The sequence below is a fragment of the Streptomyces sp. H39-C1 genome (genome assembly GCF_027158125.1).
Classification (GTDB): Bacteria; Actinomycetota; Actinomycetes; order Streptomycetales; family Streptomycetaceae; genus Actinacidiphila; species Actinacidiphila fildesensis.
On the sequence record NZ_JAPVLS010000023.1, the window covers coordinates 1 to 26,959 of the forward strand.

General features: G+C 67.3%; 19 protein-coding genes. 8 read left to right on the forward strand and 11 right to left on the reverse strand.

Annotation, left to right across the window (positions count from 1 at the left end; all coding sequences use genetic code 11):
* Positions 1 to 37: 37 nt before the first annotated feature.
* The gene (locus tag O3W51_RS17195) at positions 38 to 1,006 is read right to left on the reverse strand and encodes a hypothetical protein (RefSeq protein WP_269286508.1); all 969 of its coding nucleotides are present in this window, start codon (positions 1,004 to 1,006) and stop codon (positions 38 to 40) included.
* Positions 1,007 to 1,271: 265 nt separating this feature from the next.
* On the opposite strand from O3W51_RS17195, the gene recD2 reads away from it, so the two are divergent.
* Together recD2 and O3W51_RS17205 are read left to right on the forward strand one after the other, a co-directional pair.
* Positions 1,272 to 3,590, forward strand: a complete 2,319-nt coding sequence (recD2, locus tag O3W51_RS17200; RefSeq protein ID WP_269286510.1) for an SF1B family DNA helicase RecD2 — start codon at positions 1,272 to 1,274, stop codon at positions 3,588 to 3,590.
* 184 nt (positions 3,591 to 3,774) lie between these two features.
* On the forward strand, positions 3,775 to 4,518 hold the full coding sequence (locus O3W51_RS17205) for a zinc finger domain-containing protein (RefSeq protein WP_269286512.1): 744 nt from the start codon (positions 3,775 to 3,777) through the stop codon (positions 4,516 to 4,518).
* A 130-nt stretch (positions 4,519 to 4,648) separates the two neighbouring features.
* On the opposite strand, the gene O3W51_RS17210 is transcribed toward O3W51_RS17205, so the two are convergent.
* Positions 4,649 to 5,668 carry a hypothetical protein gene (locus O3W51_RS17210; protein ID WP_269286515.1) on the reverse strand — a complete coding sequence of 340 codons (1,020 nt, stop codon included), beginning with the start codon at positions 5,666 to 5,668 and terminating at the stop codon, positions 4,649 to 4,651.
* A 344-nt stretch (positions 5,669 to 6,012) separates the two neighbouring features.
* Between O3W51_RS17210 and O3W51_RS17215 the strand changes: the two genes are divergently transcribed.
* Positions 6,013 to 7,770 carry a hypothetical protein gene (locus O3W51_RS17215; RefSeq protein ID WP_269286516.1) on the forward strand — a complete coding sequence of 586 codons (1,758 nt, stop codon included), beginning with the start codon at positions 6,013 to 6,015 and terminating at the stop codon, positions 7,768 to 7,770.
* Between the two features lie 186 nt (positions 7,771 to 7,956).
* Here the strand turns inward: O3W51_RS17215 and O3W51_RS17220 are convergent, their stop codons facing one another.
* Positions 7,957 to 8,433 carry a hypothetical protein gene (locus O3W51_RS17220; protein ID WP_269286518.1) on the reverse strand — a complete coding sequence of 159 codons (477 nt, stop codon included), beginning with the start codon at positions 8,431 to 8,433 and terminating at the stop codon, positions 7,957 to 7,959.
* A 135-nt stretch (positions 8,434 to 8,568) separates the two neighbouring features.
* Positions 8,569 to 9,201: a DUF2461 family protein gene (locus O3W51_RS17225; protein ID WP_269286520.1), complete on the reverse strand. Its 633-nt coding sequence runs from the start codon at positions 9,199 to 9,201 to the stop codon at positions 8,569 to 8,571.
* A 337-nt stretch (positions 9,202 to 9,538) separates the two neighbouring features.
* Between O3W51_RS17225 and O3W51_RS17230 the strand changes: the two genes are divergently transcribed.
* From O3W51_RS17230 to O3W51_RS17240, 3 genes are all read left to right on the forward strand, one after another.
* Positions 9,539 to 10,330, forward strand: a complete 792-nt coding sequence (locus O3W51_RS17230; RefSeq protein WP_269286522.1) for a DUF6193 family natural product biosynthesis protein — start codon at positions 9,539 to 9,541, stop codon at positions 10,328 to 10,330.
* A 680-nt stretch (positions 10,331 to 11,010) separates the two neighbouring features.
* A complete protein-coding gene (locus O3W51_RS17235) occupies positions 11,011 to 15,801 on the forward strand; it encodes a CHAT domain-containing tetratricopeptide repeat protein (RefSeq protein WP_269286524.1) in 4,791 nt (1,596 codons plus the stop codon).
* The gene (locus tag O3W51_RS17240; protein WP_269286526.1) at positions 15,798 to 16,448 is read left to right on the forward strand and encodes a DUF6338 family protein; all 651 of its coding nucleotides are present in this window, start codon (positions 15,798 to 15,800) and stop codon (positions 16,446 to 16,448) included. The genes O3W51_RS17235 and O3W51_RS17240 overlap by 4 nt, the downstream gene beginning before the upstream one ends.
* A gap of 448 nt (positions 16,449 to 16,896) precedes the next feature.
* Here the strand turns inward: O3W51_RS17240 and dnaB are convergent, their stop codons facing one another.
* The 7 genes from dnaB to O3W51_RS17270 form a co-directional block, all read right to left on the reverse strand.
* Complete coding sequence (gene dnaB / locus O3W51_RS17245) at positions 16,897 to 18,246, reverse strand: replicative DNA helicase (RefSeq protein ID WP_269286529.1); 1,350 nt, start codon at positions 18,244 to 18,246, stop codon at positions 16,897 to 16,899.
* Positions 18,247 to 18,332: 86 nt separating this feature from the next.
* Positions 18,333 to 19,115: a DciA family protein gene (locus O3W51_RS17250; protein WP_269286531.1), complete on the reverse strand. Its 783-nt coding sequence runs from the start codon at positions 19,113 to 19,115 to the stop codon at positions 18,333 to 18,335.
* A gap of 109 nt (positions 19,116 to 19,224) precedes the next feature.
* Positions 19,225 to 19,992 (reverse strand): hypothetical protein, encoded by a 768-nt coding sequence (locus O3W51_RS17255; RefSeq protein ID WP_269286534.1) that lies wholly within the window; start codon positions 19,990 to 19,992, stop codon positions 19,225 to 19,227.
* Positions 19,993 to 20,456: 464 nt separating this feature from the next.
* On the reverse strand, positions 20,457 to 20,714 hold the full coding sequence (locus O3W51_RS48860) for a DciA family protein (protein ID WP_443048294.1): 258 nt from the start codon (positions 20,712 to 20,714) through the stop codon (positions 20,457 to 20,459).
* Positions 20,715 to 20,767: 53 nt separating this feature from the next.
* Positions 20,768 to 21,772, reverse strand: a complete 1,005-nt coding sequence (locus tag O3W51_RS17260) for a DnaB-like helicase C-terminal domain-containing protein (protein WP_269286537.1) — start codon at positions 21,770 to 21,772, stop codon at positions 20,768 to 20,770.
* 543 nt (positions 21,773 to 22,315) lie between these two features.
* Positions 22,316 to 24,217, reverse strand: coding sequence for a hypothetical protein (locus O3W51_RS17265; RefSeq protein WP_269286538.1), 1,902 nt, complete (start codon positions 24,215 to 24,217; stop codon positions 22,316 to 22,318).
* A 564-nt stretch (positions 24,218 to 24,781) separates the two neighbouring features.
* Positions 24,782 to 25,099 carry a helix-turn-helix transcriptional regulator gene (locus O3W51_RS17270; protein WP_331284074.1) on the reverse strand — a complete coding sequence of 106 codons (318 nt, stop codon included), beginning with the start codon at positions 25,097 to 25,099 and terminating at the stop codon, positions 24,782 to 24,784.
* Between the two features lie 355 nt (positions 25,100 to 25,454).
* Between O3W51_RS17270 and O3W51_RS17275 the strand changes: the two genes are divergently transcribed.
* Positions 25,455 to 26,213, forward strand: coding sequence for a GntR family transcriptional regulator (locus O3W51_RS17275; protein WP_269286541.1), 759 nt, complete (start codon positions 25,455 to 25,457; stop codon positions 26,211 to 26,213).
* 187 nt (positions 26,214 to 26,400) lie between these two features.
* Positions 26,401 to 26,658: a helix-turn-helix domain-containing protein gene (locus O3W51_RS17280; protein WP_269286543.1), complete on the forward strand. Its 258-nt coding sequence runs from the start codon at positions 26,401 to 26,403 to the stop codon at positions 26,656 to 26,658.
* Positions 26,659 to 26,959: the final 301 nt, after the last annotated feature.

The following is a 26,959-nucleotide window of genomic DNA, read 5'->3' on the forward strand; positions in this document are numbered from 1 at the left end:
GCGGCCTCGCCGTCCGCTACGACAAAAAACCCGAAAGCTACCAGGCCGGACTCGAATTATGTGCCGGCCTCCTCTGGATCCGACACCTCGAATCACAGCCTTGATCACAACCCCACACACGCCCTAGCTGGCGGATGTGCATCGCGCACTCACGCCACCGCTGTGCCAACGCCCGAATGAACCGACGCCGGTTGATGATGTCCCATGCCTGCTCGCCCCGCATCGCCCGCAGCTCCCTGAAATCCAGCGTGGCCAGGGAGGTGGTGAACTCGGGCGGGATGCCGGCCAACGCGCAGTGGCGGTCGCGCAGGTGCTCCAGAGCCGCGGCCCAGCTGCGCAGGAGCAGGGGGTGTCGGAGGTCGTCGCATCGTTCCTGCTGGTGCGTCACGTCCCCCGCCACCACTGAAGTGATCTTGTGTGGGGCCGCAGCCTGTAGGGCGCGCACTCGCGGGCTGACCGGTGCCTTGATCAGCTGGTGCCGGACAGCGTCCTCGATGGCCTCCAGACCATCCCGGTAGGACACCTCGTACATGGGGGGCTCCAAGGGCAGGCCGCGCCGGGCGAGTTCTTCGGCGCGCAACCGCGCGGATTCCTCCTGGTGATGTTTGGCCAGGATTGACAGCGCGATCAGCCGGGTGTCTTTGAGGTGCGGGGCAAGCATGTCCCAGCCCTGATCACCACGGCGTTCCTTGAGTAATCCATTGACCTGGCCCATGCGCTGATGCACGACACCGGCCTGACGTTTCACCTTCGCCAGCCGCTCGTCGCGGGTATAGGTAATGCGCTCCACGCTGGAAGCGAGTTCCCCGGCCGCGGCATACAGGGCGTCCGCCCATTGCTCCAGCCAGTCGTCGCTGTGCAAGGCCGCTGACACCGTGGCATCCACGTCACCGGTGGCCTCGGCGATCGCGGTCGTGACCAGCACGTCGAAGTCGACCTCCCACCACCGCTCTAACTCGGCATAGGTCATGGCCCGAACATCGCTGATCTTCATGTAGCGCGGCATGATGAGATTCTCTCCCCCAGCTCCGACGAACAGACCTGTATGGGCGAAAAGCCAGTTCGTCGGGAGGAGCAGGATTCGCTCCGAGAGCGGGTTGCCACCCGAGCGGGTTACTGGTGGCTGGACCGCTCGAGGAGAGGTCACCCGCACGAGTGAGCAGAAACCTTCATCCGCAGGACAGGCCCCGACCGGAGGCACATCCTGATCTTGTCGAACCAGGGCGGCATCACACGATCCGCAGTCGTACGTACCTCTGGAGATGGTGAGCGTGCCCCAGCAAGTGCTCCTGAACGCCCTGGATGTGATCGAGGGCGTGGTGGACCATCTGCTGCATGTGAGCTACGACGAGCGCACCGTCCTCCGGCTGGCCACCACGTCCGGCGGCGAGGAAACCATCACCGCGCACGGCAAGGCGCTCTTCGGTGTCCAGCCCGGGGAGAGTCTGCGGCTGCAGGGATGCTGGGTCCACCACCCGCGGCACGGACGACAGTTCAAGGCAGAGCAGTGCGATCGCACGATGCCGGCCGGGGAGCGGGCGATCCGCCTCTATCTCGCCTCCGGCATGATCCGCGGTATCGGGCCAGTCCTGGCGTCCGCGATCGTTGACTCCTTCGGCGAGCAGACCTTGAAGGTCATCGACGCCGAACCGGCGAGGCTGCTGGAGGTTCACGGGATCGGTCAGGTCCGGCTGGGCCGGATCACTGCGGCTTGGCAGGAACAGAAGGCGATCGCCGAGATCATGGTCTTCTTGCAGGGCCTGCAGATCTCCCCGGCGCTCGCTGTAAAGATCTACACCGCCTATGCGGACACCGACGACGACCCGATGCGTATCGTCCGGCGCACCCCCTACCGCTTGTGCCGGGACGTGTACGGCGTCGGTTTCCACAACGCCGACAAGATCGCCCTAGCTGTCGGGATCCCCAAACACAGCGACCAGCGCCTGCAGGCCGCCCTGCTGCACGAACTCGACCAGGCCGGCGCCCACGGCCACTGCCATCTGACGACGCGGGTGCTGATCGCCCGCACCCGCCTGCTGCTCACGGACGACGACCCGGAGACCGCGCAGCTCCTCGAGGACGCGGTGCTGCGCCACGCGCTGCAGGCGGTGTGTGGTCAGGGTGACGTCGTGATCGAGACGCTGCCGCTGCCCGTCGCGGACGGCACCGGCACCGTGGCCGAGATGGAGATCGCGATGGGGCCGCGCCAGCACCGGGACGAGACACAGGTCGCCTTCCATGTACGGCGCCTACTCGCCTCCGCCTCCCCCCTTGCCGGCCTCGCCCCTTGGGGCGAGCGCCTGGCCGAGCTGCAAGGCCAGGACACGGCCGGCCTGACCGATGAGCAGCACCAGGCGATCCTGACCGCCCTGACCAGCCCCGTGTCCGTCCTGACCGGCGGTCCGGGCTGCGGCAAGACCCACACCCTGCGGACCCTGGTCGACATCGCGGACGCGGCCGGCGCAGTCGTCGCCCTGGCTGCGCCCACCGGGAAGGCGGCCAAGCGCCTGGAAGAGACCTGCGGGCAGGACGCGATGACGGTGCACCGGCTCATCCGGCCACCCGACGGCGACTCCCTGTTCGACCACGCCAGCGTCCTAGAGAGCGCCGACCTGATCGTCATCGACGAAGCCTCCATGCTCGATCTATCCCTGGCCCGCCGGCTGGCCGTGGCCATCCGCAACGGCTGCCACCTGCTGCTCGTCGGCGACATCAACCAGCTGCCCAGCGTCGGCCCCGGACGTGTCCTGCGCGACCTCCTCGACGTCGAAGACATCCCGCGCACCCGGCTCACCAAAGTCTTCCGCCAGCACGATGACAGCGCCACGATCGTTCTCAACGCCCACCGGATCCTGCACGGCGAACTTCCCCGGGACGACCCCAAGGTGTTCTGGAACCGTCCCGTTGCCTCCGCCGACGACATCGCGCAGCAGGTGGTGGACCTGGTCGCCGACAAGATGCCGCAGCACTTCGCTATCAGCCCGCAGGACATCCAGGTCCTGTGCCCGGGCAAGAAGAACATCGCCGGGATGACGGACCTCAACCTGCGCCTGCAGGAGCGCCTCAACCCGCCCAGCGCTGACAAGCCCCAGCACTACCACGGCGGGGCCGCTTTCCGCGTCGGCGACCGCGTCCAGCAGGTCCGCAACAACGGCCACCGCGGCGAGAACGGCGTCTTCAACGGGACCAGCGGCATCATTACCGCCGTCGAGGCCGATACCCACCACCTCACCGTCACCTTCGACGACGGCGAGCAGGCTGCCTACCCCTTCGCGGACCTGGACGAACTGGTCCACGCCTACGCGCTGACCGTCCACCGTTCGCAGGGCAGCGAATACCCCTACGTGATCGTCCCCATGGTCAACGCGGCCGGGATGATGCTCCTGCAGCGCAACCTGCTCTACACCGCCGTCACCCGCGCCCGACGGGGGGTCATGCTCATCGGCCAGAGCGACGCCGTGCAACGAGCTGTCGCCAACAACCACACACAGCGCCGCAACACCGCCCTCACCCACCGCATCACCCACACCGACATCCCCGTTCCCGCCTTGCGGATGCAGGCACCGGCCGGTCAACTCGCCTGGGACTGACCGGTCCGATCGACGCACAGGTCCGCACGAACGGATGGCGTCGCCCGTCCCGACGAGGGTGAGGGACGCGATTTCGGCGTCCGGAACGTGCACGACCAGCTACGGGGCCGATCAACTCGCCCGGCAGGCCAAGCCATCGGACACGACTGAAAGATCCCTAAAATATCGTTCTGTGGCAAAGGTAATGAATGAGAAGGCTGAGATTCCTCAGCAGAGTCGGCTGAATCCGCCCGATCTGCCAGTAGTGGCGACTGATGGCACCGGGTGGACCACGGTCAGCGCATCGCCGGCATGGTGGCGCGCGGCCGGACAGGATGCAGCCTGGACCGGGGTGGCTGAACAGATCGCTGCGCTCGGCGAGGGGTCCGTCCGTTCCGCCCTGTGCCGGGTCACGACCGCGACGACGGGCCGTCCCTGCCGGCACAACACCGCGGTACACGGGCCGTGCCCACACCACGGGCCCGATCACGAAGCCGGGCGTTGTGGCGCGGCAACGAAATCGGGTGCCCCCTGTCGTTGGAATCTGGTGGTGCACGGTGCGTGCCCGAACCATCCCGAGAGCTGGGAATCGATCGTTCAGGCCCGTGAGCAGCAGGAGCGGCTGGCCGCGGCTGCCCGGGAGCAGGAGCAGCGGCGGCTCGAGGAGCAGCTGGCCGAGCAATATGCCGAGACCCTGCTGCTGCCCTGTTCCTACTGTGCGGCTTCTCCTGGCGATCGGTGCATCAGCCCGGGCAGTGGGCAGGTCTCCGCGAAGTTGCACACGCCGCGCGTGAAACTGCGCGCGCATCATGCCGACGCGGCGGCCGCGGCGTGCACCGGATGCGATGCCGCAGTAGGGGAATTGTGCCGCACCTCGACGGGGCGACCCGCCGTCGAGAGTCATGCGCCGCGCCGCCGAGCAGCGGAGCTGGCGGTTGACACCCGCTGATGAATGGGGTCGGCCGCCGGACCATCATGGACAGTCGGCGAGTGAATGGTTGGGCCGGAGTCGACCGCCCCAGTCCCGGGCACGCCGTCTCTTCCAGGAGATCATCTCCGCCTCTGATGTCATCCTGAAGCTATTGCGCCCAGCTCTCCATGAAGTTCGGCCAGCGTGGCTGAAGAAAGTAGCCGCCGCCCTGCGCGGTGGCGATGGCGGCGGTGGCAGGGCTGTCACGGCCGACGGGGATGTGCGGGTAGACGCAATCGATCAGGTCGTAAGCCTGGTCGTCGTCGCAGCCGGAGCCGACCACGGCGCAGACGGGGCTGCTGTATCCGCCAGCCTCGGTCCACACCCCCGGCCAGTCGGGGTGCTCCTCCGTCAGGTGCACATTACAGTGCCGACACTGGAGCGTCTGCTCCTTGTCGGTCAGCTGCGCGGCCGGCCGTGCCTGGGCGCTCTCCAGAACGTGGCCGACCCGCCGCGCGGTCTCGCCACCGAGGCGGGTTCGGTCGCAGACCGGCCCGTATTCGTGCTCCACGCTGACCAGCACGCCCGGCCAGTGCGGGTGTCGGTCGGTTACCGGCGTACCGCAGCCGGCGCACTCACGGGCGGACAAGCCGTGCGCGCGGAACAGGGCGAACGTCTCCTGCGGCAGCGCCGGGTAGTACGGGCCGTTGTCGGGGTCGGCGAGCGGCACCAGATCGAACAGCGGCAACTCTTTCTCCGCCAGGTACACGTCCTCCCACGACCGCATCCCGGCCACCGACAGATCTTGCGCCCAGCCGATGCGCGGAACATTCGTGGTCGACGGCCGCTGGACCACCTCGAGTCCGGGGTGGCGCAGGTCCTCGGGCACATACGCGGCCAGAGCTCGCCGCAGCTGTTCCACGGCCTGGCCCTGGTCGTCGGCGTCCAGCCAGCTTGTCGTCACCAGCTCCCGCAGAGTCTGCTGCGGGAATAGCGCCACCTCGTACCGCCAGCCGCCCGCGTCCCGGCGCAGACTGCGCTCGTACTGACCGGAGTCGTCGAAGGCGAAGCGCGACAGAACGCCGCCGGCCTCCTCCGCCGCGGCGACCGCTTCGTCGACCGTCGCGTAGGTATCGGTGAAGTTTCCCGATGACGGGGACATGGAGCCGAGGAGGTAATCGTCTCTCAACAGCTGCGGCAGGTTCGCCGCCACAGCCCCGAATGCGGCGGCGTTCCGTGACGCTGCGGCCCTTCGCTGCTTGGCCTGCTTCGCGTGCTTGGTCCCTCGATTGTGCTGTGCTTTCTTCCGCATCATGCCCACCTGCGTCGGAGTTTATTCTGTATCGATCCGTAAACGGAGGACCAGGAAGTTCGTCACGCTCAGGTCGGCGGAAGGGGCAACTATCCGCGCCTGCAGATCGCCTTGACCTGCTGGAAGATAGACCCTTCAACGTAGTTGCTATTAGCCTGCATTTAGCCTGTTGGGGGATAGTCGTTTCGTTTTCCCGAGCTCAGGTGCGAAATAGTACGCGGATGGTGCAAACTGAACTGCGCGCCGGGCTGGTCACCTGGGGCGCCCGCGTGACGGACGCGCAGCGTCGCGTTCGAGAGGCCGGACCCGCCGAGCAGGCCACGCGGGTACGAGTCGCCGCCGGTGTTCGCCGGGATGCCTTCAAATTTTTGGCGACGGCCTGTCGCACCCTGAGCAGGTGGCCCGCACCAGCCGATGTCGAATCCGACGGTGCCGAGGCCGCGATGACGGTCCTGACCGCCGCTGATGCCGCCGAGATCCGCGCCCTTCTCCCGCTGCTCACCCGCGCCGCTCAGCACGAAAGGGTCTCCACCGTCTGCGTCGCGGAAGCAACAGACGCACTGTGCGCGGCCGAACAACGCCCCCAGCTCTACGGCACCATCCCGGATTACCCCGTCGCCGATCCAGCGCGCCTTGCCACGCTGCGGGCCCGCGTCGGACTGCCGACCAACGCCCCGCTGGTCAAGACGGCCCCTCTTCCCGAGCCGGCCCCCGCGCCTTTGCTCAAACAGTTGCCCGAAGAGCTGGCGATGCTCGAGGGCCTGCTGACGGACCTGCCCGCAGTCCCCGCCCTACCAAGGGTGGTGCGCCCCACCGTTGGCACGGATAACCCCTGGGGATGCGCCTACTGCTGCGGACCAGCCCGGCCAGGAGCCTGCGAACTCGATATCCGGGGCCGTGTCTGGCGGATCTGCACCCCCTGTGAGGAAGCCGAGGACACCCCCCAGGGCAGACTCCTGGACGTGTTGTTGGCCGTGGGCAACGTCTCCGACGGCGCCGCCCATCAGACGGCCGCCCTGGCCCGGAAAGAAGGTTGGCGGGTACCGCTTCGGTACGAGGACACCAGGGCGCGTCCGAACCACCGGCCCCAGCCGCGATGGGCCCATGTCCCGGCCGGAGCCGTGGCGAAACTCGTGGCCTTCGCCGAGCACCACCAGCGCCTCGTACCCGTCCCGGCCCCGCAGGCGGCACCTCCGGTCATCGCCGCTCAGCGCGGCGCGGACGCCCCCGCGCCGCAGCAGTCCCTGGCCCGGCCGGTCACGCCTCAGGCCGACAGTTCCCCCGCCGCGAACTCCATGGGGAGCGCACCGCCCGGATGGGGCTCCTGCCTGCTCCATTCGAAGCGTGCCGCAGAGATGCTGTCCTGGCCCGGCGACGTCGCCCTGACACAGCTCCAGGTCTCCCAGGCTCTACAGCTGGCGCCCGGTACCCTCGATCGCTTCCGCCTCACCATCGCCACAGTCACGGGCCTGCACGAGGTGTTCGCCGATCCGCCGACCTGGCTGGTGGACTTCCACGGCCTGTTGGCGCACCAACGCTCAGTCAACTACGTCCGGCAGACCATGGGCACGAGCACCCCACCGGCCCCTTCTCCCCCGCCGCCACCACCGCCGGTCCGGACGCCGGCTGCGCGCCCGGCAGTTTCGGGGGAAACGACGGCGGCGGCACCGCGCCCAGTACCGCCTGCGGGCCCTCCGCACCCCGAGATGCTGCTCTCTCAACGAGCGGTCACGCTGCTGGCCAAACCACCGAAGGAGCGGTTGAAGCCCGGCCAGGTCGCGAAGGCCTTGCAGGTCGCCGCCCTGGCCACGGTGCAGAAACACCACCTCGTGGTGACGACCGTTGACGAATTGGCCGCGGTCTTCCACGCTCCGCCGGCCTGGCTGTTGGAGTACCACCGCAAGCTCGCCACCGAACGGGAGGCAGAACTCGCCCGCCTACGGGCCGTGCCGCACTGCCCGGAGGGAGCCTCGGCATGATGACCGCCCCGACCGACTGCCCGCTCGTTCCCGTCTCCCGCACACGAAGGCGCGCGGGTTCCGCGGAACGCCGGGGCCACGGGAACCCGTACGCGAGTACCCGGGCCATCGGGCCTCGCGCTCATGGGAGCGCCCATTTAGCAGCATCTTCTTCCCATGGGGCCCGAGCACAGCCTCGCGGCCTACCTATGAAACGTCCGGTGGGCCGTCAGGTCCGGTCTGCTTCTTGTCGAGCATCTCTTCAAGCGACGCCAGGGCCCTCTCATCCAGAGCTCGCTGCTCGGATGACAGGCCAGGATCGGTGAGCTTCGCTCGCAGCTTCTCCACCGCAGACCTAATGACCGGCCCCGCATCCGGAGCCTCTTCTCGTGCGGGAGCTGGTTCTACTCGCCGTCTGTTCTGGAACTGCTCCCGGGTGATGTGACCGTCGCGGAAGGCCGCCTCCCACATGGACTCGGCGTCGTCCGCGCCGAAATCACTTTCCCGGAAGCTGCGCTCCGGGTGCTCGTCCGGCGCCGTTTCCACCCATGGGTCGGATTCGTACGACAAACCGTAGTCCGGGCTCCCCGGGCCATAGTCCGCCACCGCCGACGGATCAGGCGCGTAGGACAAGCCGTAGTCCGGACTTCCAGGTCCGTATTCCTCGTCCTGTCCCTGTGACATGTGGCATCCCCTCCCGCTCGCCCGAGTCGAAACGAGCCTAAGGCTCCACGCGGCCTCGGGGTGCCAAGCCGACGATAGGTCACTGTTCGGACCGCCTGCCACATCCGTCGTGTGCCGCGCGGAGGCCTCGCGATGTCAGGCGGCGCGCTTCACGTGGCGGACCAGCCACATCAGCAGGGCGTCCAGGTCGGCGGCGGCCGAGAGGACCCGGCCGACCGCCTCGGGGGTGTGCAGCCACTCCTCGCAGCCGAGGGGACGCGCGGCGATCAGAGAACGGTGGCGCAGCAGGTTCGTACGGGAGTGGTCTGTCGGATAAGCGCGCGGGGGGCGTTTCATCACATCCCCGGAGATGTCGTAGCCCTTCTTCCGCACGTCCTCGACGATGGCGGACAGTTCGCGGCCGCTCCCCTCGGAGGCCACGGCTTTGCGGAACATGTCCACCTGGCCGGGGTCGGGGTACCACCAGGCGCCCTGGATCCGCAGGCCGTCCAAGGAGAACCGGAGACCGATCTCGATCTTGCGGCCGAGCCGGATCACCGCGCCCTGGTGCTGCCACCACCAGGAGTCGGTGCGGTAGTGCCAGACGGCGAAGTCCTCGTACCGGGGGTCGGTGTCCGCGACCTCGTTGAGAAGGGCGATCATCGGCTGCCGGACCAGGCGTTCGCGGTCCGCGCGGTAGCACTCGCGGGTCGCGTGGGTCGGTTCGCCCTGGAGCTGCCACAACACATCCATGGCCTGCTCCGGCCAGCCGGTGAACTGTCCGCGCATGCGCGGATGGTAGCTCACCCATGATCCGCGTGCGCGGAGAGTGAGAGGGGCAGGGAGGCGTGGCCCCAGACATGGTGGGAAGTGTTGCAGCGGGGCTCGCCAGCCAGTTCGACCGTGGGCGAATTCGTCGAGGAACACGGAGAGTGCAGTCGATATGAAGCGGGCGGTGAGATTGTGCAGCCGAACTTGAGATCCCACACCGCGATGTAGGTTCTCTCGATTCGTGTGATGACGGAGCTCGCTGACCTGGCGCTCTGCGACCTGTCTCACCGTGTGGCAGGGACGGTCCGTCTCACGAGGGTGGCCATTTCCTCGGAGCAGACGGCAGACTCCGGCGGTGACCTCGAACTCCCCGCGCCCTGCTCGACACGAACCAACTCCCGCCGACCCTGATCTCTATCCGGACCTTACAGCTGCCGGCAGCCTGGCCGCGGCCCTGGCACTGGCTGGTGCCGAGCAGGGGCTCGATCTGGAAACGGTGCTGAGCAACGATTCGGACCCGCTGCGGACAGCCGGCGTTACCAGCACAGCTCCTGGCCGGGAGCCCTGCTGGATCTTCATCGGGTCGGAGAGCCGTTGGTTCAACATCAATGGCCTGCGTCAAGGTGTTCAACTGCTCTCGGGCTCGACCTCCGATCTGGAAGAGCTGTCCCGGGCCGCAGCCGGTTGGCGAAACGGGGCCGGGCTCCGCGAGATCCAGAAGGCTGCCCCCTTCATCGTGGTGAGCGAGTTGGCCGAAGCGCATGAACGCGGTCCAGCCGAAGCGGTCGCCGTGCAGTGGCGGCTCCTCTTGAAGGATTTGCGCCAGGAGGCGTATCAGCTCGCCCTCGCCCGCCAGACACTGGCGCTCGCCGAGATGGCGTCAGCCGAACCGAAGCTGCGGCAGTTGTATCCGTTCACCAGCCATTGGTCGCTTCGCTTCACGACCTGCACCGGGTTCCCGTACTCGTGGGACGTGCCGTTCATCGACCCGCTGAGCGACGGACGATACCGAGTCTGCGGGCCTTCCCGCGGGACAGTCGTCGGTGAAGCTGACACGGCAGAGGAGGCCATCTTCATGGTGGTGGAGGGACTTCCGGCGAACTGCGGGCCAGCAATGGCTGGTTCCAGCAGTCAGCGTCGGGGCTGACTTCCTCCCTGCTCCTCGGCGTGATCGGTTGCGCGGAGGGCTGTGTGGGGCTTCTTCAGCAGACGTCTGAGCTTGGAGCCAAGCAGCCCGAAAGAGTGAACGCGCCGACCTGCTGGTCTCACGGCTGCTTCATAAGTGCAGCCGATATGAAGCGGGGCGTGAGACTGTGCAGCGAAATCTGAGACCCTACAGTCGTGTAGGCGCGCATTCGGAATGTCCTGTCCCACGGCAACGACCTGGGGCTTTCCAGTCGTCTCATCTGAGGGACACGGCACTTCTGTCTCACGATCTTGGCCCATCTCGTGGTCTACTCCATGGGCTCGTTGAGCGGGATCTCGGCCACGCGTTCCCAGGTGATGGACGGTCACGGACCGCCTGCAGGGTCCCAAGCCGTGGAAGCCTTGCCTGGCTGGCGACTGCCCGCGGACGGGGCGAGACCTCCTTTGCTGGCGCCGTGGTCCGGACGGTTCGCCATCGATCTGCCCCGTCTAGTCTCGGGCGATTCGGCGCTGGGGATACGCAAGTCCTAGGAACGCGTGTGTGCTGCCATCGACGGACCCGCAGCAGGAGCCCGGGTTAGTCAGCAGGGAGCGGCGGACCATGAGGACCAGTCAGCCAGGTCTCGCTACGATTGTCGTAAAAAGGGGTGAGATTGCGGTCTGTGAATCTAGGCTGCATATATGGGGGTTCCCGCGCGGCTGCGCATCACCGTCGACGATGTGGCATTCGAGCACGACGGCATAATGGCTCGGCACCGTCCAGGCGGGGAACGGGGTCAGATCGACGCGGAGTTGCGGGCGGTGGCGAAAGCGCGGCGCCGGGCGGGCGGCGGCACAGCCGCGACCAACGCGCCGGTCGAGCGATACGTCGCAGCCCTGGACCGGCTGGGCAGACGGCTGGGAGAGCACTTCCTGGCCGGGGACGCCGGCGCCGCTCTCGGTGTGGCACTGCGGGCGGGGGAAGCGCTGCGGCTCGCGATCGAGGTCGAGGACCCTGCTCTTGCCGACCTACCGTGGGAGATGACGGTACCGCCTGGGGAATCGGAGTCGTTCGCACTGGACCGGCGGTTGCAGGTGTTCCGCACGGTGCCGGTGCGGTCCCAGGCAGCGGCGGTGCCGACCGCCGGGCCCTTACGGATCCTCGCCGTCGTCGCAAGCCCTGAGCTCGGCGGCGAGGAGCGGTTGGACTACGAGGCCGAGGTCGACCGGCTGCTGTCGGCGACCGATCCCGCGGTGCACGGTAGCCAGGGAGCCGAGTTCGAGAAAGAGGAGTGGGGTTCCCTCGCGGCGATCGAAGCGAGGTTGCGTACCGGACCGTTCCATGTCCTGCACGTGACGGCTCACGCCGCACCCGGGGTGCTGGTACTGGAGGACGAAGAGGGTTACCCCGACTACGTGTCCACCGCCCGCTTCGCCGCAGCCTTGCTGTCATCGGGACACGTGCCACCCCTCGTCGTACTCGCGGCGTGCTCTACGGGGTCGAGCGCGAATACCGGTATCGAGGACTCAGATGAGTTCAAGGGGATGGCCCGGGGACTGCTCCAGCACGGGGTTCCGGCCGTCCTGGCCATGACCGCAACGGTGAGTGGCCTCTATGCGACCGAACTCGCCGGTATGTTCTATCAGTTACTCGCCGCGGACCCCGCCGTCGATCCGCTAACGGCGTTGACCCAGACCCGCCAGGGCCTGGAGCAGGCGAGAGAGCAAGGTGATCGGACGGCACCCGGCCAGGCACAGGTGGAATGGTGGGTGCCGGCGCTGTTCACCGGCGCAGATCCTGGTCCCTTGTACATGCCCGCTGAGCGGCCGGTGGCCCAGCGAACGGCCCGTATTCCGTTCGTCGGTCGACGCGCCGAGCTGCGTACGCTGGGGCGAGTCCTGAAGTCGCACGAGCCGCACATAATGCTGCACGGCCTCGGTGGCAACGGGGTGCGCAGCCTGGCCCATGCGCTCGCCGACCGGTTGCCGGGAGCGCCACGGATTGTCCGTGTCCCCTGTGACAGAGGGGTCGGCGGTGTCCTCGACAGCATCGCTGATGCGCTGGATCTGGAGCCGTGGCAAGGCGTCGGTTCCTGGTTCCGCTACCTCGACACAATCTGGCCGGCAATGCAACACGGCCCCGTGCTGCTGCTCGCCAATGTTCCCGACGCCGTGCTCCTGCCGCCGGCCGCGCCCGGCGAAGCCGACTGGCTGCTCGCCGACCAGCAACTCGCCTGGTTTTTCACCACCTGGACCCAGCTCACGCCGACCACGCCGCTGGTGCTCACCGCCCGCCGGAGGTTCGCACTTCCCGGTACCCCCCGAATGCACCGGCATCAAGTCGGACCTCTGCACCCCGTCGAGGCGCGTCTGCTCGCCCGACGGTTGTCCACTCTGGACGCGAACGCACAGACCCGAGTCCTGCAGGCAGTCGGCGGCCATCCGGGCATTTGCCATCAGGTCGCGGTGCGGGCCGGTCAGGCACCGCCAGCGGGGAACGACGAGGTGGATCGACTCGTTGAGGCTGTCATCGACGAAGCGGCGGACGCCGCTGGCCTGACCCAGCTCGCCATGGATGCTGACTGGCGGCTACTGCTCGATGTGGCGGTGTTCAAGGTGCCGGTCGGCGCCGACGCGTTCACTGCACCGAACTCCCGTGGGCGGATTGACACGGCGCTGGATCGCCTCTGTGCAGCGGGCCTGGTCGCCCGGGCGGACGACCGTTACCTCGTCGACCGATGGGTCGCTGGTCGCCTGCTGCGGATGTGGCCAGCTGATGCGGCCGACGCGCACCGGCGTGCCGCGGCCTTCTGGCGGCGTGATGAGCAGCCCGCCAGCCTCGCCGACCCACTGCTGCAGGCCCGCCACCACTTGAAGGCGGCCGGAGAACTGGGCGAGGCGCTGCTGGTCAGCAACCAGGCATGCCGGGCGCTGGCCGACCTCGGCCAGTGGTCGGAGGCACAGCGCCACTACAAGACCGCGCAAGGCTGGGTGGACCCGGCATCCGCAGACGCGGCCCGCATTGAGCGGGGTATCGGGGACCTCTGGGTTCTCGCGGGCGATGACACGGTGGCGCAGCGGCATTTCGACCGATCCCTGGCCACGTTCCGCCGGATCGGCGACGAGGCCGAGATCATCGAGACCCTGCGTCGGCTCGGCGGCCTCGCCATCCGCAACGGCGAGGAGAGTGAAGGCCAGAAACTGCTCGACCAGGCACGGGCCCGCGGCGAAGAGCTCGGCGCGACACTCGGCATCGCTGACACTTACCGGTACATCGGTCTTGCCGACCTCAAGCAGAAGCGCCACACCGAGGCCGAAGCACACCTGCGCCGGGCCCTCGCGCGCTATGAAGTCGAACAGGACCACCGGTCCGCCTGCCTGGTGCACATCGACATCGGCGACCTGTACCTTTCGCTCGATCTGCAGCACGAGGCCGGTGTCGCCTATGGGCGCGCTCAGTCGATCACGGATGCTCATCCGTCAGTCGCTTTCGCGACTTTCGGTCTGATTTCTCAGCGCTTAGGCGGTCTCGCTGCGGACATGGGCCTAATCGATGACGCTGAACGGTGCTACGGCATGGCGCTGGAGATGCAAAGGGCCACCAAAGATCTGCCTGGCCAGGCCCGCACGTACCGGATGATGGCGGCCCTGTACCGGCGCCAAGACAACTACGAGTCCGCAATGGCCGCTTTGGACGAGGCACTGGATCTTGCCGAGGATATCGACGACGACCAGACCCGGGTCGAGGGGCTGGCCGAACTCGCCGACCTCCACAAGTGGCAGGGCAGGCACGATGATGCGATGGATACCGCGGTCCGAGCGTTCAAGGTTGCCCTCGGGAGCGCTGCACCGTTCGCTATCGAGCAACCGCTGGATGTTCTCAACGACGTCCGTGAAGAAATCGGTACGCGACAGTTCGACGAGAGTCTGAGGACGGCCACCGACGCAGCCACGCTGAGGCAGTTGCGTACGTGGCTTCGTCGGCACCGCAGAATGTACGCCCCCTCGCGACGCGATATGACCGTGCGAAAGTTTCTGGCCTTCGCCACGATGCAGGAGCGGAATAAACCCCGACGACTCCTCGCCAATTTCCAGCGTCAAATCACCGGCTACTTCGCCGAACTGACGCGGTCGACGTTCGCGTTCGCCGTGGTGACCGCCGTCGGGGTCCTCATGACAGGTGCGCTACTGCGCCACACGGGCCTGCCTGAAGCACTGAAGGCCCTGCTATTCATGGCCCTGGCGGGCGTTGAGGTCGCCGGAGCGGCCCACCGGGCCACCGTACTGCGGGGCCTGCGCCGGGCACCCAATTGGTTCGTCGCCACGATCAGTCAGCCCGTCGCCCGATTGGCCGGGTTGGTGAGTTGGCTCATCGGGCTGGAAAGTCTCAAGGCTGGGTTGTCGCCGGTACCCAACGTCCTGCGCCCCCTGCTTTACCCCCGGTGGAAGCCGCCGTGGTCGGACTTCCACTGGTGGCCGATGCGCTTCGGCGGCCTCCAAGAATTCGGAGTCACCGAATTCGTGCAACTCGGTGGATTCACGCTGCTTATGTTGCTCGCGTTCATGGCGTGCACCGCCATCGGCGCACGGCTACGGACCGGTCAGTCCCTCATCTGGCCAGCGCACCTTCGCCCGACGAGCCCACGCCGGGCGTTTCGCAACATGGAAATCGACATCGTGCTGAAGAGGTCAGAGGAGGCCCGACGAGACGGCACCCCGGAGAGTCGGCTGGAGTGGCAGCGAATGCTCATCCAGTCAGCGACGAAGTCACGACGCGTGGGACTGACGTCTAAGGCTGTCGACGCTCTCATCGTGGCGTACGACATCGACGGGCAAGTCGGCAAGTGGTCGACGGTGCGGGAAGCCGTCCATGAACTGGCTACCCGGATGGGCGAGAGCACGGAGACGGTGATGGGCGCTGCCCCACCCATCGAGGTGCTCGACCTGCTTGGGCAGGCCACCGAACGCGAGCCCGTGCGAGGCCGGGCCGCGCTCGCCGCGTACTGCACCCACCTGTCCCTGACCCATCTCGAACGCCGGGACCTCGATCACCATCACGTGCTGGAGGTGGCGGAACGTGCCGCGAAGCTCTACTCCGAACTGATCCCGAGCAACGTCAGATGGTTCCGGCCGTTCGCCGCCATTGCCAGCGCCGATGCCGCCGAGGTCTTCCACGCTGCCGGGTCGACGGACGATGCGATCGAGTGCCTCCGCTTCGCGATCGCCACGCTCCGGGAGCACGGCTGGGACATTTTTTGGTGGCGGACGGACCTCGTGCGCCTCCAGGTCGAACTCGCCCGCAGTTTCATCGCGCTGCACCGGATGAGTGACGGCACAAACGTCATCTACGAGATGCTCGCCGACATCGACCAGTACTTCGCCGGGCCCGGCGAGCAGCTTCCTGCTGACCTTGGTACTGCGGTCAACGAGCTACGGGACTGGGCCGAGGGGCTCGACAGCGCGAACCGGCCGGCCGACGAGGGACCCCAATGACCATCCCCACGACCACGTACGCCGTCGCCGTCTTCCTGGTGCTCGTCCTGCCCGGCATCGTCTACGGCGTAGTCCGGGCGACCGTCTCCGGTACCCGCCCCCACGACCGCGACTGGACGCCCCGGGTCCTGCAGGCGATGCTTGTCAGCATCCTCCTCGACACTATGTACCTGCTGGTACTCGGCAAGGTAGCGGTCAGATGGGTCACTGAGGGTACTGACACCCTGCGGTCGCAGCCCCGCCTCGGCGCCCTCGCCGTCCTCTGTCTTGGCCTACTCGTCCCAGCACTGCTCGCCTACCTCCGACACGGAGAGCCACGCTGGCGCCAGGCGACGGTGATGGGCCGGTTCCCGGTCAGAGTGCCAACGCGCGGCACCACGAACTCACCCGTGCCGACGGCGTGGGATCAGGTCGCCAGCAGGCTGGAAGGCCGGTGGGTGCGAATCAGGCTCGGCGACGGCCGATGGGTCGGCGGCTGGTTCGCCACCAAATCGTTCGTCAGTACCTACCCCGAGCCACGCGACATCTTCATCGAGGACCAGCACCACATCGCCCCGGACGGCACAATCGGCGACCAGGTGAACGCGACTGCCGGGGTCTGGGTGTCACTCAAGGACGGTGACATCGTCGAATGGCTACACCCCTAATTCACACCCCGACAATGAGGAGACCCCGCAATGCGAGGTATCTGGCCCTTCCGCCGCCGCAAGCGCGTTGAGCGCGAATTCGGCGACGTCCGAGACCTACAAGACACCCGCACAGTAACCGCCCGGATCGCGCCGCAGAAGCCTGCCAACCCACCGCCCGGGCCCTCGGGGACCAGTACAGTATCCGACGACACCCAGGCGCCGGACGCGGGCTGAGGCAGGCCAGTCCGTGCTCGATGGCTAGAAGACATCGACACCCGTCGTCGGCCAGGGCCGGTTCTCGTCGATCTGCCCGTCCACATAGTGAAGACTCGTCGAGACCGGGATCAGCACTACTACGGGCGAACGATCAGACAGGAGTTCGTCTCACTGTCTTGTCCCTTGGGCCAGAAAAGGGCCACTGCTAACGAGAAAGGGACATCGGGAATGTGAGCCTACACGTCGGGGGCTAGCTCCCAGCCATGTCGACGAACCGTCCATAGTGGCCTTGGAACGCGACGGTAATGGTGGCGGTGGGGCCGTACCGATGCTTGGCAACGATCAGATCCGCTTCTCCGGCGCGAGGAGAGTCCTTCTCATAGGCGTCGTCGCGATGGATGAGAATGACAAGGTCGGCGTTGTCCTCCAACGCACCGGAGTCACGAAGGTCGCTGACGAGCGGTTTTTTGTCGATCCGTTGTTCGGGGCCGCGATTAAGGGTGGAAATGGCGACGACAGGGATATCGAGTTCTTTCGCCAGGCGCTTGAGGCAGCGGGAGATCTCGGAGACTTCCTCATAGCGGGATCCGAGGGGGCGGGTGCCGTAGTTGAGCAGCTGCAGGTCATCGACCGCGATGAGTTCGAGGCCGTGTTGGTGGTGCAGGCGCCGGCAGTGGGCGCGGAGCTCCGTGAAGCTGGAGTAGGGGTCGTCCTGGATGAACAGGGGGGCGGCGGAGATGTCCGGCATGCGCCGGGCCAGACGGGCCCAGTCCTCGTCGGTCATGGTTCCACCGCGCATGTGGTGCAGAGCGACACGGGACTCGGCAGCAAGCAGGCGCTGGGTGATATCCAGGCGACGGGCCTCGATCGAGAACAGCGCGGCGGGCCGGTTCTCTCCTATGGCCGCGGCCCGCAGGAAATCCAGTCCGAGGGTGCTTGTGCCCATGGCCGGCCGGCCGGCGATGACGATCAGCTGCCCGGGATAGAGGCCGCCGGTCAGCAAGTCGAGATCGGTGAAGCCGGTGGGGATACCGCTGGGTCCGCCGTGTTGCCGGCTGCCGACGGCCTCGATCTCGTCGAGGGCGCCCTCCAGGATTTCGCTCAGCGGGTGGGCAGTGGGGATCCGGATCCGGCGACGGGATGTCGCCGCGAAGAACTCCGCCTGGGCGGTGTCGATGACACGGTCCAGGTTCTCGGCCGTGCCTTCGGCGGTGTGGTTCTCGATCTGGGCGGCTGCTTGCTTCATACGCCGCAGCACCGCCATCGCCTGAACACGCTCGGCTTCCTTGATCCAGGGCCCGGCGTGGCCGACCCCGTCGAGCAAGGTGAGGAGGTAGCCGCGGCCGCCGGTCTGCTCCAACTTGCCCAGCCGTTCCAGTTCAGTACCGACGCTGGCGTGGTCGGCGGTCTCGGCCCGTCCGTAGATCTCCAAGATGGTGGTGTAGATCGTCTCGTGGGCGGGGCGGTAGAAGTCGTCGCCTACGAGGATTTCGACGATGTCGGCGACGGCCTCCGGGGACCGCAGCATCGCCCTCAGGACAGCTTTCTCCGCGGGCAGGTCGTGGGGCGGGCTTGCCGGTTCGGTCTCGTCCTCGGTCACGCCGCCCCCACTCTTCGTCAGCAGCGAGGCCCTGGTCCTCGGCGCTCAGGCCAGCGTAGCGAGCCGAAGCACGCGGGTTGATCCTTTTAGGAGAGAAGGGCTTTCTCGGAGCAAGCCCTGGCCAGAGCGCGGGCGCGCACGTCATCGGCTTCTGAGCGCGGGTTCTGGGACCGGTGTGCTTGGAGCTCCAGGCTGCGGGCGAACAGGTGCTCGGGTTCCCGTGGTGTCCCTGCGGCCTGTCGGCGCATCGCGGCGAGGACCTCGGTGTCTCCTGGGTCCGTAGGCGGGGGGTTGTGCTCCGAGCGGGCCATTGAGCCGGGCCTCGCCGGTGCGGCCGGCTGCCGTCCGGTTAGCGGGGGCTGCGGGTCGTGCGGGCTGGACGGGGCCACGCTGTGCCTACGGTTCGTGGCGGGAGCCTTGGCAGGGGCGGGCTGCTGGCGGGAGGGCGGCCCGGCGATGACGATCTCGCGCACGGTGTCGGCGCGCAGGGCTTGGTTCATCCACTGGACGAGCGACGGGGCGAGCAAACGGGCCTGTGTCATCCAGGCGGAAGAGTCCGCCCGGATCTGGAGGGTACCGGTGGCCGAATCGAAACCGACCGGCACCAAGTGGGCGACGAGATCCTCGCCGAGCGTGGCCCACTGGCCCATAACGATCATGGTTTCTGTATTGTGCCAGCCCCTTCGTGCCAGCAGTTCTGTGATCGCGTCGCGCAGCAGCACCGGCCGGCGCTTCCCCGATCTGGGGGGCTTGGCGTGCACGTTGGATCGGGCGGCGACAAATGATCGGCGGCGGGCGTCTTGCCGGGCGTGTTGCATGGCCCGGCGCACCAGGTCGCCCTCACCGGCGACGGCTGGCGGTACTGGCACTTGAGCCACCTCGTCCCTCCCCTGCTGCTGGCCGGCTGGAGGCCGCCAACCGCGGCTGATCCTTCGTTCACGATGCGGCCGACTGATCCGGGTGTTCGCCGATTCCGCCTTACCGCTCGGGGCCAGGGCCCCGCCCGCGGTTCTGCCGTTCCTCGCGGGCCCGCTTGGCCGCGGCCGCCCAGACGGGGTCCTGCGCCTCGTGCACTGCTGTGATCTCGCCCCGGTCCCGCTTCGTGGCGTTCCTGCGGTCGCGCTCTGCCCGCTGACGGGCGCGCTCAGCCTCCTGCGCCGGGGTTTCGGTCGCCGCGGTAGGGACGTACTCCGCCCGGGAACGGGGGGCCTGGGTATCGCGGACGACGGACCGTGCCGTGGCCATCATGTCCTCGGCGACCGGGCTCATCGGCTCGACCAGCGGGCGGTGTGGGCGTGGCGGGTGGCAGACCGGGCACTGCTCATCGGGATTGTCCCGGACCCATCCGTCCTCGCAGTCGCCGTCGCACTGCGTCGGGGTAACCAGCCACAGGGCCACGTTGTCCGGCCCGTAGGCCTCCCAACTGCCCTCGTCACCGGCGTCGGTCAAGGGGCGATTCGACCAGCCACCCCACCAGCGCCGCTCGATACGGTCGATCAGCTGCTGGGGCGTCCGGTACTCCAGCTCGGCGCGGATCAGCCGCATGACGTTGGCCGGCGCCATGCCGCCGCAGGCCCGCATCACCTTGGTGGGCAGGGCGAACAGCACGCGCTGCTCCCGGGCCAAGCCCTCACTGTGCTTGCAGTCGTCGCACAGGTCCCGCTTCCAGGTGGAGGAGAAGAAGTGACGCGAGCGGCGCTCCGGCTTTCCGGGGGCGGCGGCCGGCAGGGGGCGGTGCCAGCGCACGGGTTCCTCGGTCTGTTTAGGCAGCGTTCCGTCGCAGGTGCGGCACAGGCCGCGGCAGGTCCGGCACAGGCCCACGGTGTCGCGCCCGGTCGGCGCATCGCAGCGGGGGCACTCCGTGCGGCACACATCGCACAGGTGGTCGCTGGGGTGCGGCGAGGCCAGCCACCGATTTTCTCCCTGACATCGGATGCATTTGCGAGTGTCGCTATCCGGGGCTCCGGGAAGGGTCGGATGGTCCGGGCAGGAGGGACAACGAATGACAGCACCAGCCATAAGACTTCCCCGCGGTATGCGTCGACCTCAGGCCGTGCTCCTCGCGGGGCACGGTGACCGAGAGATGATCGAGTTGCGATGCGACAGCGCCATTGTAGGTTTCCGTGAGGCTGTCAGGCGATGCCCGTTTCTCGTCCGTGCCTGCGGTCCTGGCGGTCGATCGGGTGCGCGCTGAGGTGTGTCCGCCTCGGTCATCCCTGGGTCCCTGGGTGCGGCACGATGCAGAGTTCGGACATGCCCTGGTCCGGTATGTGCGTTTTGATCCTGATCAGGAGCGGTTCGTGCAAGAGCCGTAGCTGAGTTCTCCACGCCACGATGTTGCAGGCCAGGTGAAGTCGCCGGTGTTCGTCGACACCCAAGGGCGTGACGCGCGCGGCGATGTCCTCGCCGACGGCAGGCAGCCACCAAATATTCATGGCGGAAAACCACGCGGGACGGTTTAGCGGCATGACACTCCGTGAGAGCGAAGTCGGCAAGGCGGCGAAGTCGACTTGCGCGGGGGCTACCAGTCGACCGTCAGGCGGTCGGGTGCTGGCCCCGAACGATCCTTGGCCACCAGGACACTGACCTTGCCAGGTTCTGTGCGGTCGAGTAGCAGCACCGCGTCGGCGGGGTATTCCAGTTCTGCAGCGATACCGAGGTCGGCGAGCTCCAACGGCACACCGGTGCGCCGCGGCCGCTCCAGCCGGGCGAGCAGCAGGATCGGCGGCTGTTCAAATTCCGCGGCCATCGCGATCCGCTTCAACTCCACTCCGACCTCGTTCACGTCGTCCTCCGTCCGCACCGGGCGCTGCGGGACGAACACCTCCGGCTCGTCCGGATCGCGGTCCTCGTCCGGGCCGTAGAGCCGGGTCGTGGAATCGACGTGCATGAGCTGCAGGCGGTCGATGACGACGAGACCCACGCGCACGCCGTGCGCGCGCATCGAGGCGAGCACCCCCTTCACGTGGTCGGGGGTCAGCGGTTGGGTCCGGTCGACCGTCAGGCCCGCTACGTGGTTGCGCGGCGTGAGCGCGGGCGCGAAGAGCACCACCTGGGTCCCTTGGGCCGCGGTGTGCACCGCAATGTCGTAGCCGGCCTCTGCCTCCCTGCTGCGCGCGCGCGTGCCAAGGCACACGAAACGAGCGGGGCGCAGGTCCAGCAGAGAGTCCATCGCGGGCCAGGGCGTTTCCCGCCCGATCTGGTGGTCTGAGCCGTATCGGGACAGTTGCCGGGGGAAGCGGTGGGCAACCGAACCGGGCAGCGCCTTCGTCCAATGGGCGAGCAGCTGGTCGGTCTTCGGTGTGCCCGCCGGCACGGTCACATCCGCGAAGACGTAGCTCTCATCTCCGCTGTCGAGCTCGCGATCATACGGGCTGACGAGGCTGCTGCGGCACACGCCAGGGTGAATCGGGTACGGGCCCCACACCCAGATGTCGGGCCCTCCCTTGGTCACTCCCGCAATCGAAATACCTGCCTCCGGATGGAGAGCGACCGGCTGAACGCAGATAGCGCAGTCATAGATCACGTAGGCACACTCCGTCTGGCGGATACCGGGCAATAACGGCGGTATAGCAGAAACGAGGGCTACCCGAGGACACGTCGTGCACATTGACCACTGCGTCAGACCCCGGGGCCACCGCTCCATCGTTCGGCCGCAGCCAGGGGCGGGGAAGCCGATGCGCATGTGGGCGCAGCCCAGCCCCACGACACTCCGGCCCAGCACCGCCATGGCAGCGGGAGGGGACCGTTACCACGAAGGTGGTGCGACCTGGTTGACGATGGGGGCCGGCACCACGGTCCTACTCAGGACCTGCCTCGCCCGACCAACCGTCCATGGGCCTGGTCCGTTCGCCCGACGGCGGCTACCTCGTGATCCGTTGTAGCGCGGACCGTCGCCGCTGACCGTCAGAACCGGCGCTCCGGCTCGTGCACAACGTCTTGAGCAGCGGGTGGTCTCTGCGCAGCGCCTGCCAGCTGTTGCTGATGCCCCTGCCGGTCCGCGCCTTCACGCTGTTCTGCTGGCCGATCTGCACCCCGGAGACCCCTTTGGCCAGAGTGCGGGTGATCGTTAGCGAGGAGCATGCTCAGGCCGTTTTACGGGGACACCAGGAGCATCGCTCACACCATGCCTACCGAAGCCGGGTGGACTGCCAGGGGCCAGGTTCCGGTCGCGCCACGCCGCCATGTGCTGGCGGATCTGATGCTCCAACAGCCGACCGAACGCCCCGGTTGCGGCCAACGCTTGGCCTACCCGGTACTCCTCCGCGGCCGCAGCTTCTGCGTGGCGCTCGTGCGCGGCCTGTCGTCCAGCTGATGTCTCGGTCTCCCGTGCCATGCGTTCCTCGGCCTCGACCCGAACTCGCTCCACGGCCCGCCTCTCGGCCTTCCGCTGCTCGCAGTCGGGGCAGTCCGTGCCCGAATCGAGGAGCACACCGTCCTCGCACGCCGGGTCGGGACAGTCCTGCTCAAGGAGTGCAGCCGCCAGCCAGGAGCAGCGGTTGATGATCCGGTCGCAGCCCTCAGGGTGTTCCTGGTTTCGGCGGGCGGCTTTGCAGCCGGAGGTGGTGCACCGGGCACAACCGCGGTAGGTGGGCAGGGAGCGTTCGGCGGCCTGCATGCCGAACCAGCGGCGGTTGAGCCGGGCGATGACTTGTTCCGGAGTCCGGCGCGGGATGCCCGCGGCGCTGTTCCCGCACAGCAGGTCGTTGATCGCCCGGTGAAGGCCTGGGTACAGGCGCGTTCCGGGGCGGGCGACCTCAGGCGGAATCGCTGCCCGGACCATCTCGAAGCCCGCAGAGCTCTTCCGGGGGCTCGTCTTGAGCGTCTTAGTCCCTGGGCTGCGTGAAGCCTGGCGCTGGGGCTGAGGAGGGATCGCTGGTGGTGACGCGGCGCAGCCGCCACCGGCTGTCCCGGTTTCGGCGGCCGCGCCGTCACGAGCACCCGCACGCGCAAAACCACCCGCAGGTTTGCCTACGGCGTCAGCCAACCCCGTCTCTGACCTACTTCTGAACACCTTCTTGTAATGGGGTCCAGCTGGTGCGGCCACCCCCGTCCAGCTGGTGCGGCCACCCCCGTCCAGCTCATGCGGCCACCCCCGTCCAGCTGGTGCGGCCACCCCCTCTGCCAGGTCGTTCTCCCGGATGTGCTCCTCCTCTGCATCCCGCATCCGTTTCAGGGCTCGCTGCGCCCACCACTTCCCGTCCATGAGCGTGTATGCGGATGCCAGGCGCCCGCCGTTCTCCTCGTCGTACCGCTCGGTGATCAGGAGCAGCCCGTCGTCGGCCATCTCGGAGATGTTCGCGGCCACCGTGCTGCGCCCCAGGCCTGTGGACGCGCACAGCTCCTTGTACGTCGGCGGGCGGTCGCTGCTGGTGCGCTGCTTGCCGTGAACGAACGTCGCCACCGCTGCGTACACCGCCTTGTAATTCGGGGACTTCGCCCCATTGGCCACGGTCGGAGCATCCAGCTTGATGAAATCGAACCCCGGGTCACGCCGGACCCGCGGCACGTAGGGGCCGGTCGAACGCGCCGGCCACGGCTGGCCGGCGGCCAGCGCCGCATCCCGCAACTGCGCCCGCTCCAGCACGCGGCGGGCCCACTGTTCCCGATCGGTCAGGTGATAGACGTTCGCGTCCCGCTCACCCGACGCCGAACCCTGCGGAGCGATCAGCAGCAGCCCCCGCTCCACCAACTCGCGGTTCGCCTTGTCCACGGTGTCCACCGAGCGCCCCACCCGCGCGCCGATCGAGGACCGGTACGGAAGTAGTGCCCGCCGCGCCTCCTCGGAGAGCCCGGCCAGAGTGGCCGGGCTCATGGTCGTGTGCTCATCGGTGTCGGCAAACGTGGCCAGCGCCATGTAGGTGGCCTTCACCACGGTCTTGCACTCACCATCACGCGCCAGACGGGCATCGAACTCGACATAGTCCAGGCCAAGGGAAACCTCGGCCGGACGGAAAGCCTGAGAACTCACCGAGCACCCCCGCCGCGGCCGAGCGAAGACTGCGGGTTGCCGGCAGGGAACAACAGGCGAGACCGCGAACGTCCCGCAGCGACAGCAGGGCGGAAAACATGATCAAGGAGCGGCGCGACGGCCGGGCGGGACCGGACGGGCCCTGCAGCGGTTCTGGGCAGAGAAGTGGTCATACCCGGGGAAGTGCCGGCAGCCCGGCCAATGTGACATCCCGGCTGGATCTTTTTTGCCGGGATGGATTCCGCGGCCGGCGGGCTGCGGCGGTGGAGCTGGTGGTACATGAGGTGGATCTCCCCTAATCGGGGAGTCGGGAGCAGCTGATGTGACCAGACAAACAGGGCGAAAAGGTGCTCTGCACTGGCTATCTGGTGAGCTGTGCCTATCCTGGGGGTAGGTGACCACGCGGACCGCAAGGTCCACGGGCACACCCGGCAGGCGAGGTCACCCTCACTGCTCCGACTCGGGTTCCTGGAAGTCTTCGAGTCGATCGCTAGGGAGCGGCCTCCGTTGTGGCGACGGGGGCCGCTTCGCGTTTTATGGCGCGCGTGCGGTCATCACGATCTTCTAACTGGCTTCGGCCTGGTCAGGTTCGGCGAGCGCTGCAGGGTATTTGGCTGCAAGACCCCTGAGTAGGCGGGCGTAAGCCTCCCGGTATGGGGGGCGAGGCTCGGTCTTCCCGGCCTCCCACCTCACGACGGCCAGGCGCTTTACGCCGAGAGCCTTGGCTACCTGCTCCTGCGTGAGCCGATCCGCTCTGCGGAGCCGTCCCCGCACCGGCGGCGCAGGCAGGTCAGCGGGACGGTTGAGCAACGCGTCTACGGCCTCGAGCAGCTCGGACACCAGACCTCCCCGGATCATCAACAGATTCGACGAAAGATACATCAAAGCAATCCCTCTGCACGCGCCTTGACCGCGTGTCACTCCAAGAACTTTTCATCCACACCTGCGCGCCAAGGCCTAGGGGTTCCCGGAGGTGATCGTTCAGCGGCCAGAGGCATTGGTCTGCAGTGCCAGCTAGGTGTTAGACGTGGATGTGGTGCGTACAGTTGATTGCGGGCATACAGACTCGTCCGTTCGGCGTGCGACCCGTTGTCGCAGGCCAGCGGTAATGATTGCTAGGTTGCAGACTCGTGGGACTGCTGGAACTTACAGTTGCCCACTTCAACGTCTAGGTCAAGTATTGGGTGCCCCCGCGACATGGGCATCCTGCAGTAGAAGCATCGGACCAGGAGGTGCCGTGCCGGGAAGGAAGCGCGCAGCAGGCGTTGGCTATGAGGCCATCGCCGACGCTCTTCGCGAGCGCATTGAGAGCGGCGAGCTGCCCCCGGGTGCCAAGGTGCCGAGTGAGGCCGACGTGATGACCGAGTTCGGTGCCGGTCGCGACACTGTTACCAAGGCGCTTCGGCGGCTCCGGGATGAAGGGCTCACGACGGCGACCCAGGGGGCTGCCACAAGGGTCCGCGAATTCAAGCCGATCCGACGTCCGGCGAACCGGAGGCTGTCGCAGGAGGTTTGGGGTGCTGGCGTGTCCATGTGGGCGATTGACGTCCAGGACAAGACCCCCACTGTGGCCGATGCGAAGGTTGAGCGCATCGAGGCAACCGTTCGAGTAGCGGAAGCGCTCGGCATTCGCCGAGGTGAGGCGGTCGTGCGCCGCAGTCGCCGCTACCTCATTGATGGCAAACCGGTCCTGAAGTCTGACTCCTACCTGCCGGCCGAGATCGCCGACGGGACCGCCATCGCAGAGATCGAAACTGGCGATGGCGGGATCTATGCGCGACTCGGAGAGCTGGGGTTTGGCCCGGCTCGATTCAAGGAAGAACTGCGGATCCGGATGCCGAACCGGCAGGAGAAGGTCTGGCTGCAGCTGAGCCCCGGTACGCCAGTGGTCATCATCGTCCGCGTAGCAGTCACGGCCGAAGGTCGGGTCGTGGAGGTCAACGAGATGGTGCTCGACGCCAGCGCCTACATCTTGGACTACGTGATCGACGCCTAGTCGAACCTTCGTCGCTTGCAGGGCCTCCGCCGCTTGGTGGGGGCCCTTTTTGCGGTCGTTTCGCGATTTGTGCTTGCCGTCCTTGACTTAGACGTGGAAGTTGCCGCACTGTTGGAACACGAAGAACTTGGACGTCTAAGTCCATGCTTCGTAACTTCGCCTCGTCTACACCCAATCGGGAGCCTCCATGAGCCACGATTCCCCGCTCGTCACAGAGAACGTGGCCGAAGGCCCGGACCCATTCCTGACTGTTGCTGAAGTCGTCGCCCGGCTCCGCGTCTCCAAGTCGACCGTCTACAACCTCATCGGCAGCGGACGTCTCCCTGCCCACCGCATGGGGCGCGGCAAGATCCGGCCCCGGGGTTACCGCGTTCCTGAATCACAGGTCGAGCAGTACCTGCAGAACAGCCGCACGTCCGAACTGATCGAAGGTCTCGCCTCATGACCACGATCCATAAGGTCCCTACCACTGATAACGGAGCGGGCGCTGGCAAGTTCAGAGTCCCTGCGGTTCGCGCCGCGCAGTACGCCCAAATCAGCAGCTGAGCCGGCGCCTTCTACGAGGCCCGCTGAGACGCGGGCCTGGTGGTGGGACGCCGGAGACGGCTCCCCTGTAGGACAGCACCACCGCAAAACAGCAGGAGTCACCGCTTTCGGGCGGCGGCAATGGGGTTGTAGCCCGCGCTCCCCCGGCCGAGGCGCCTGTACCGAATAGCTCCGCCTGATCCACCTCGAACAGCGCGCTG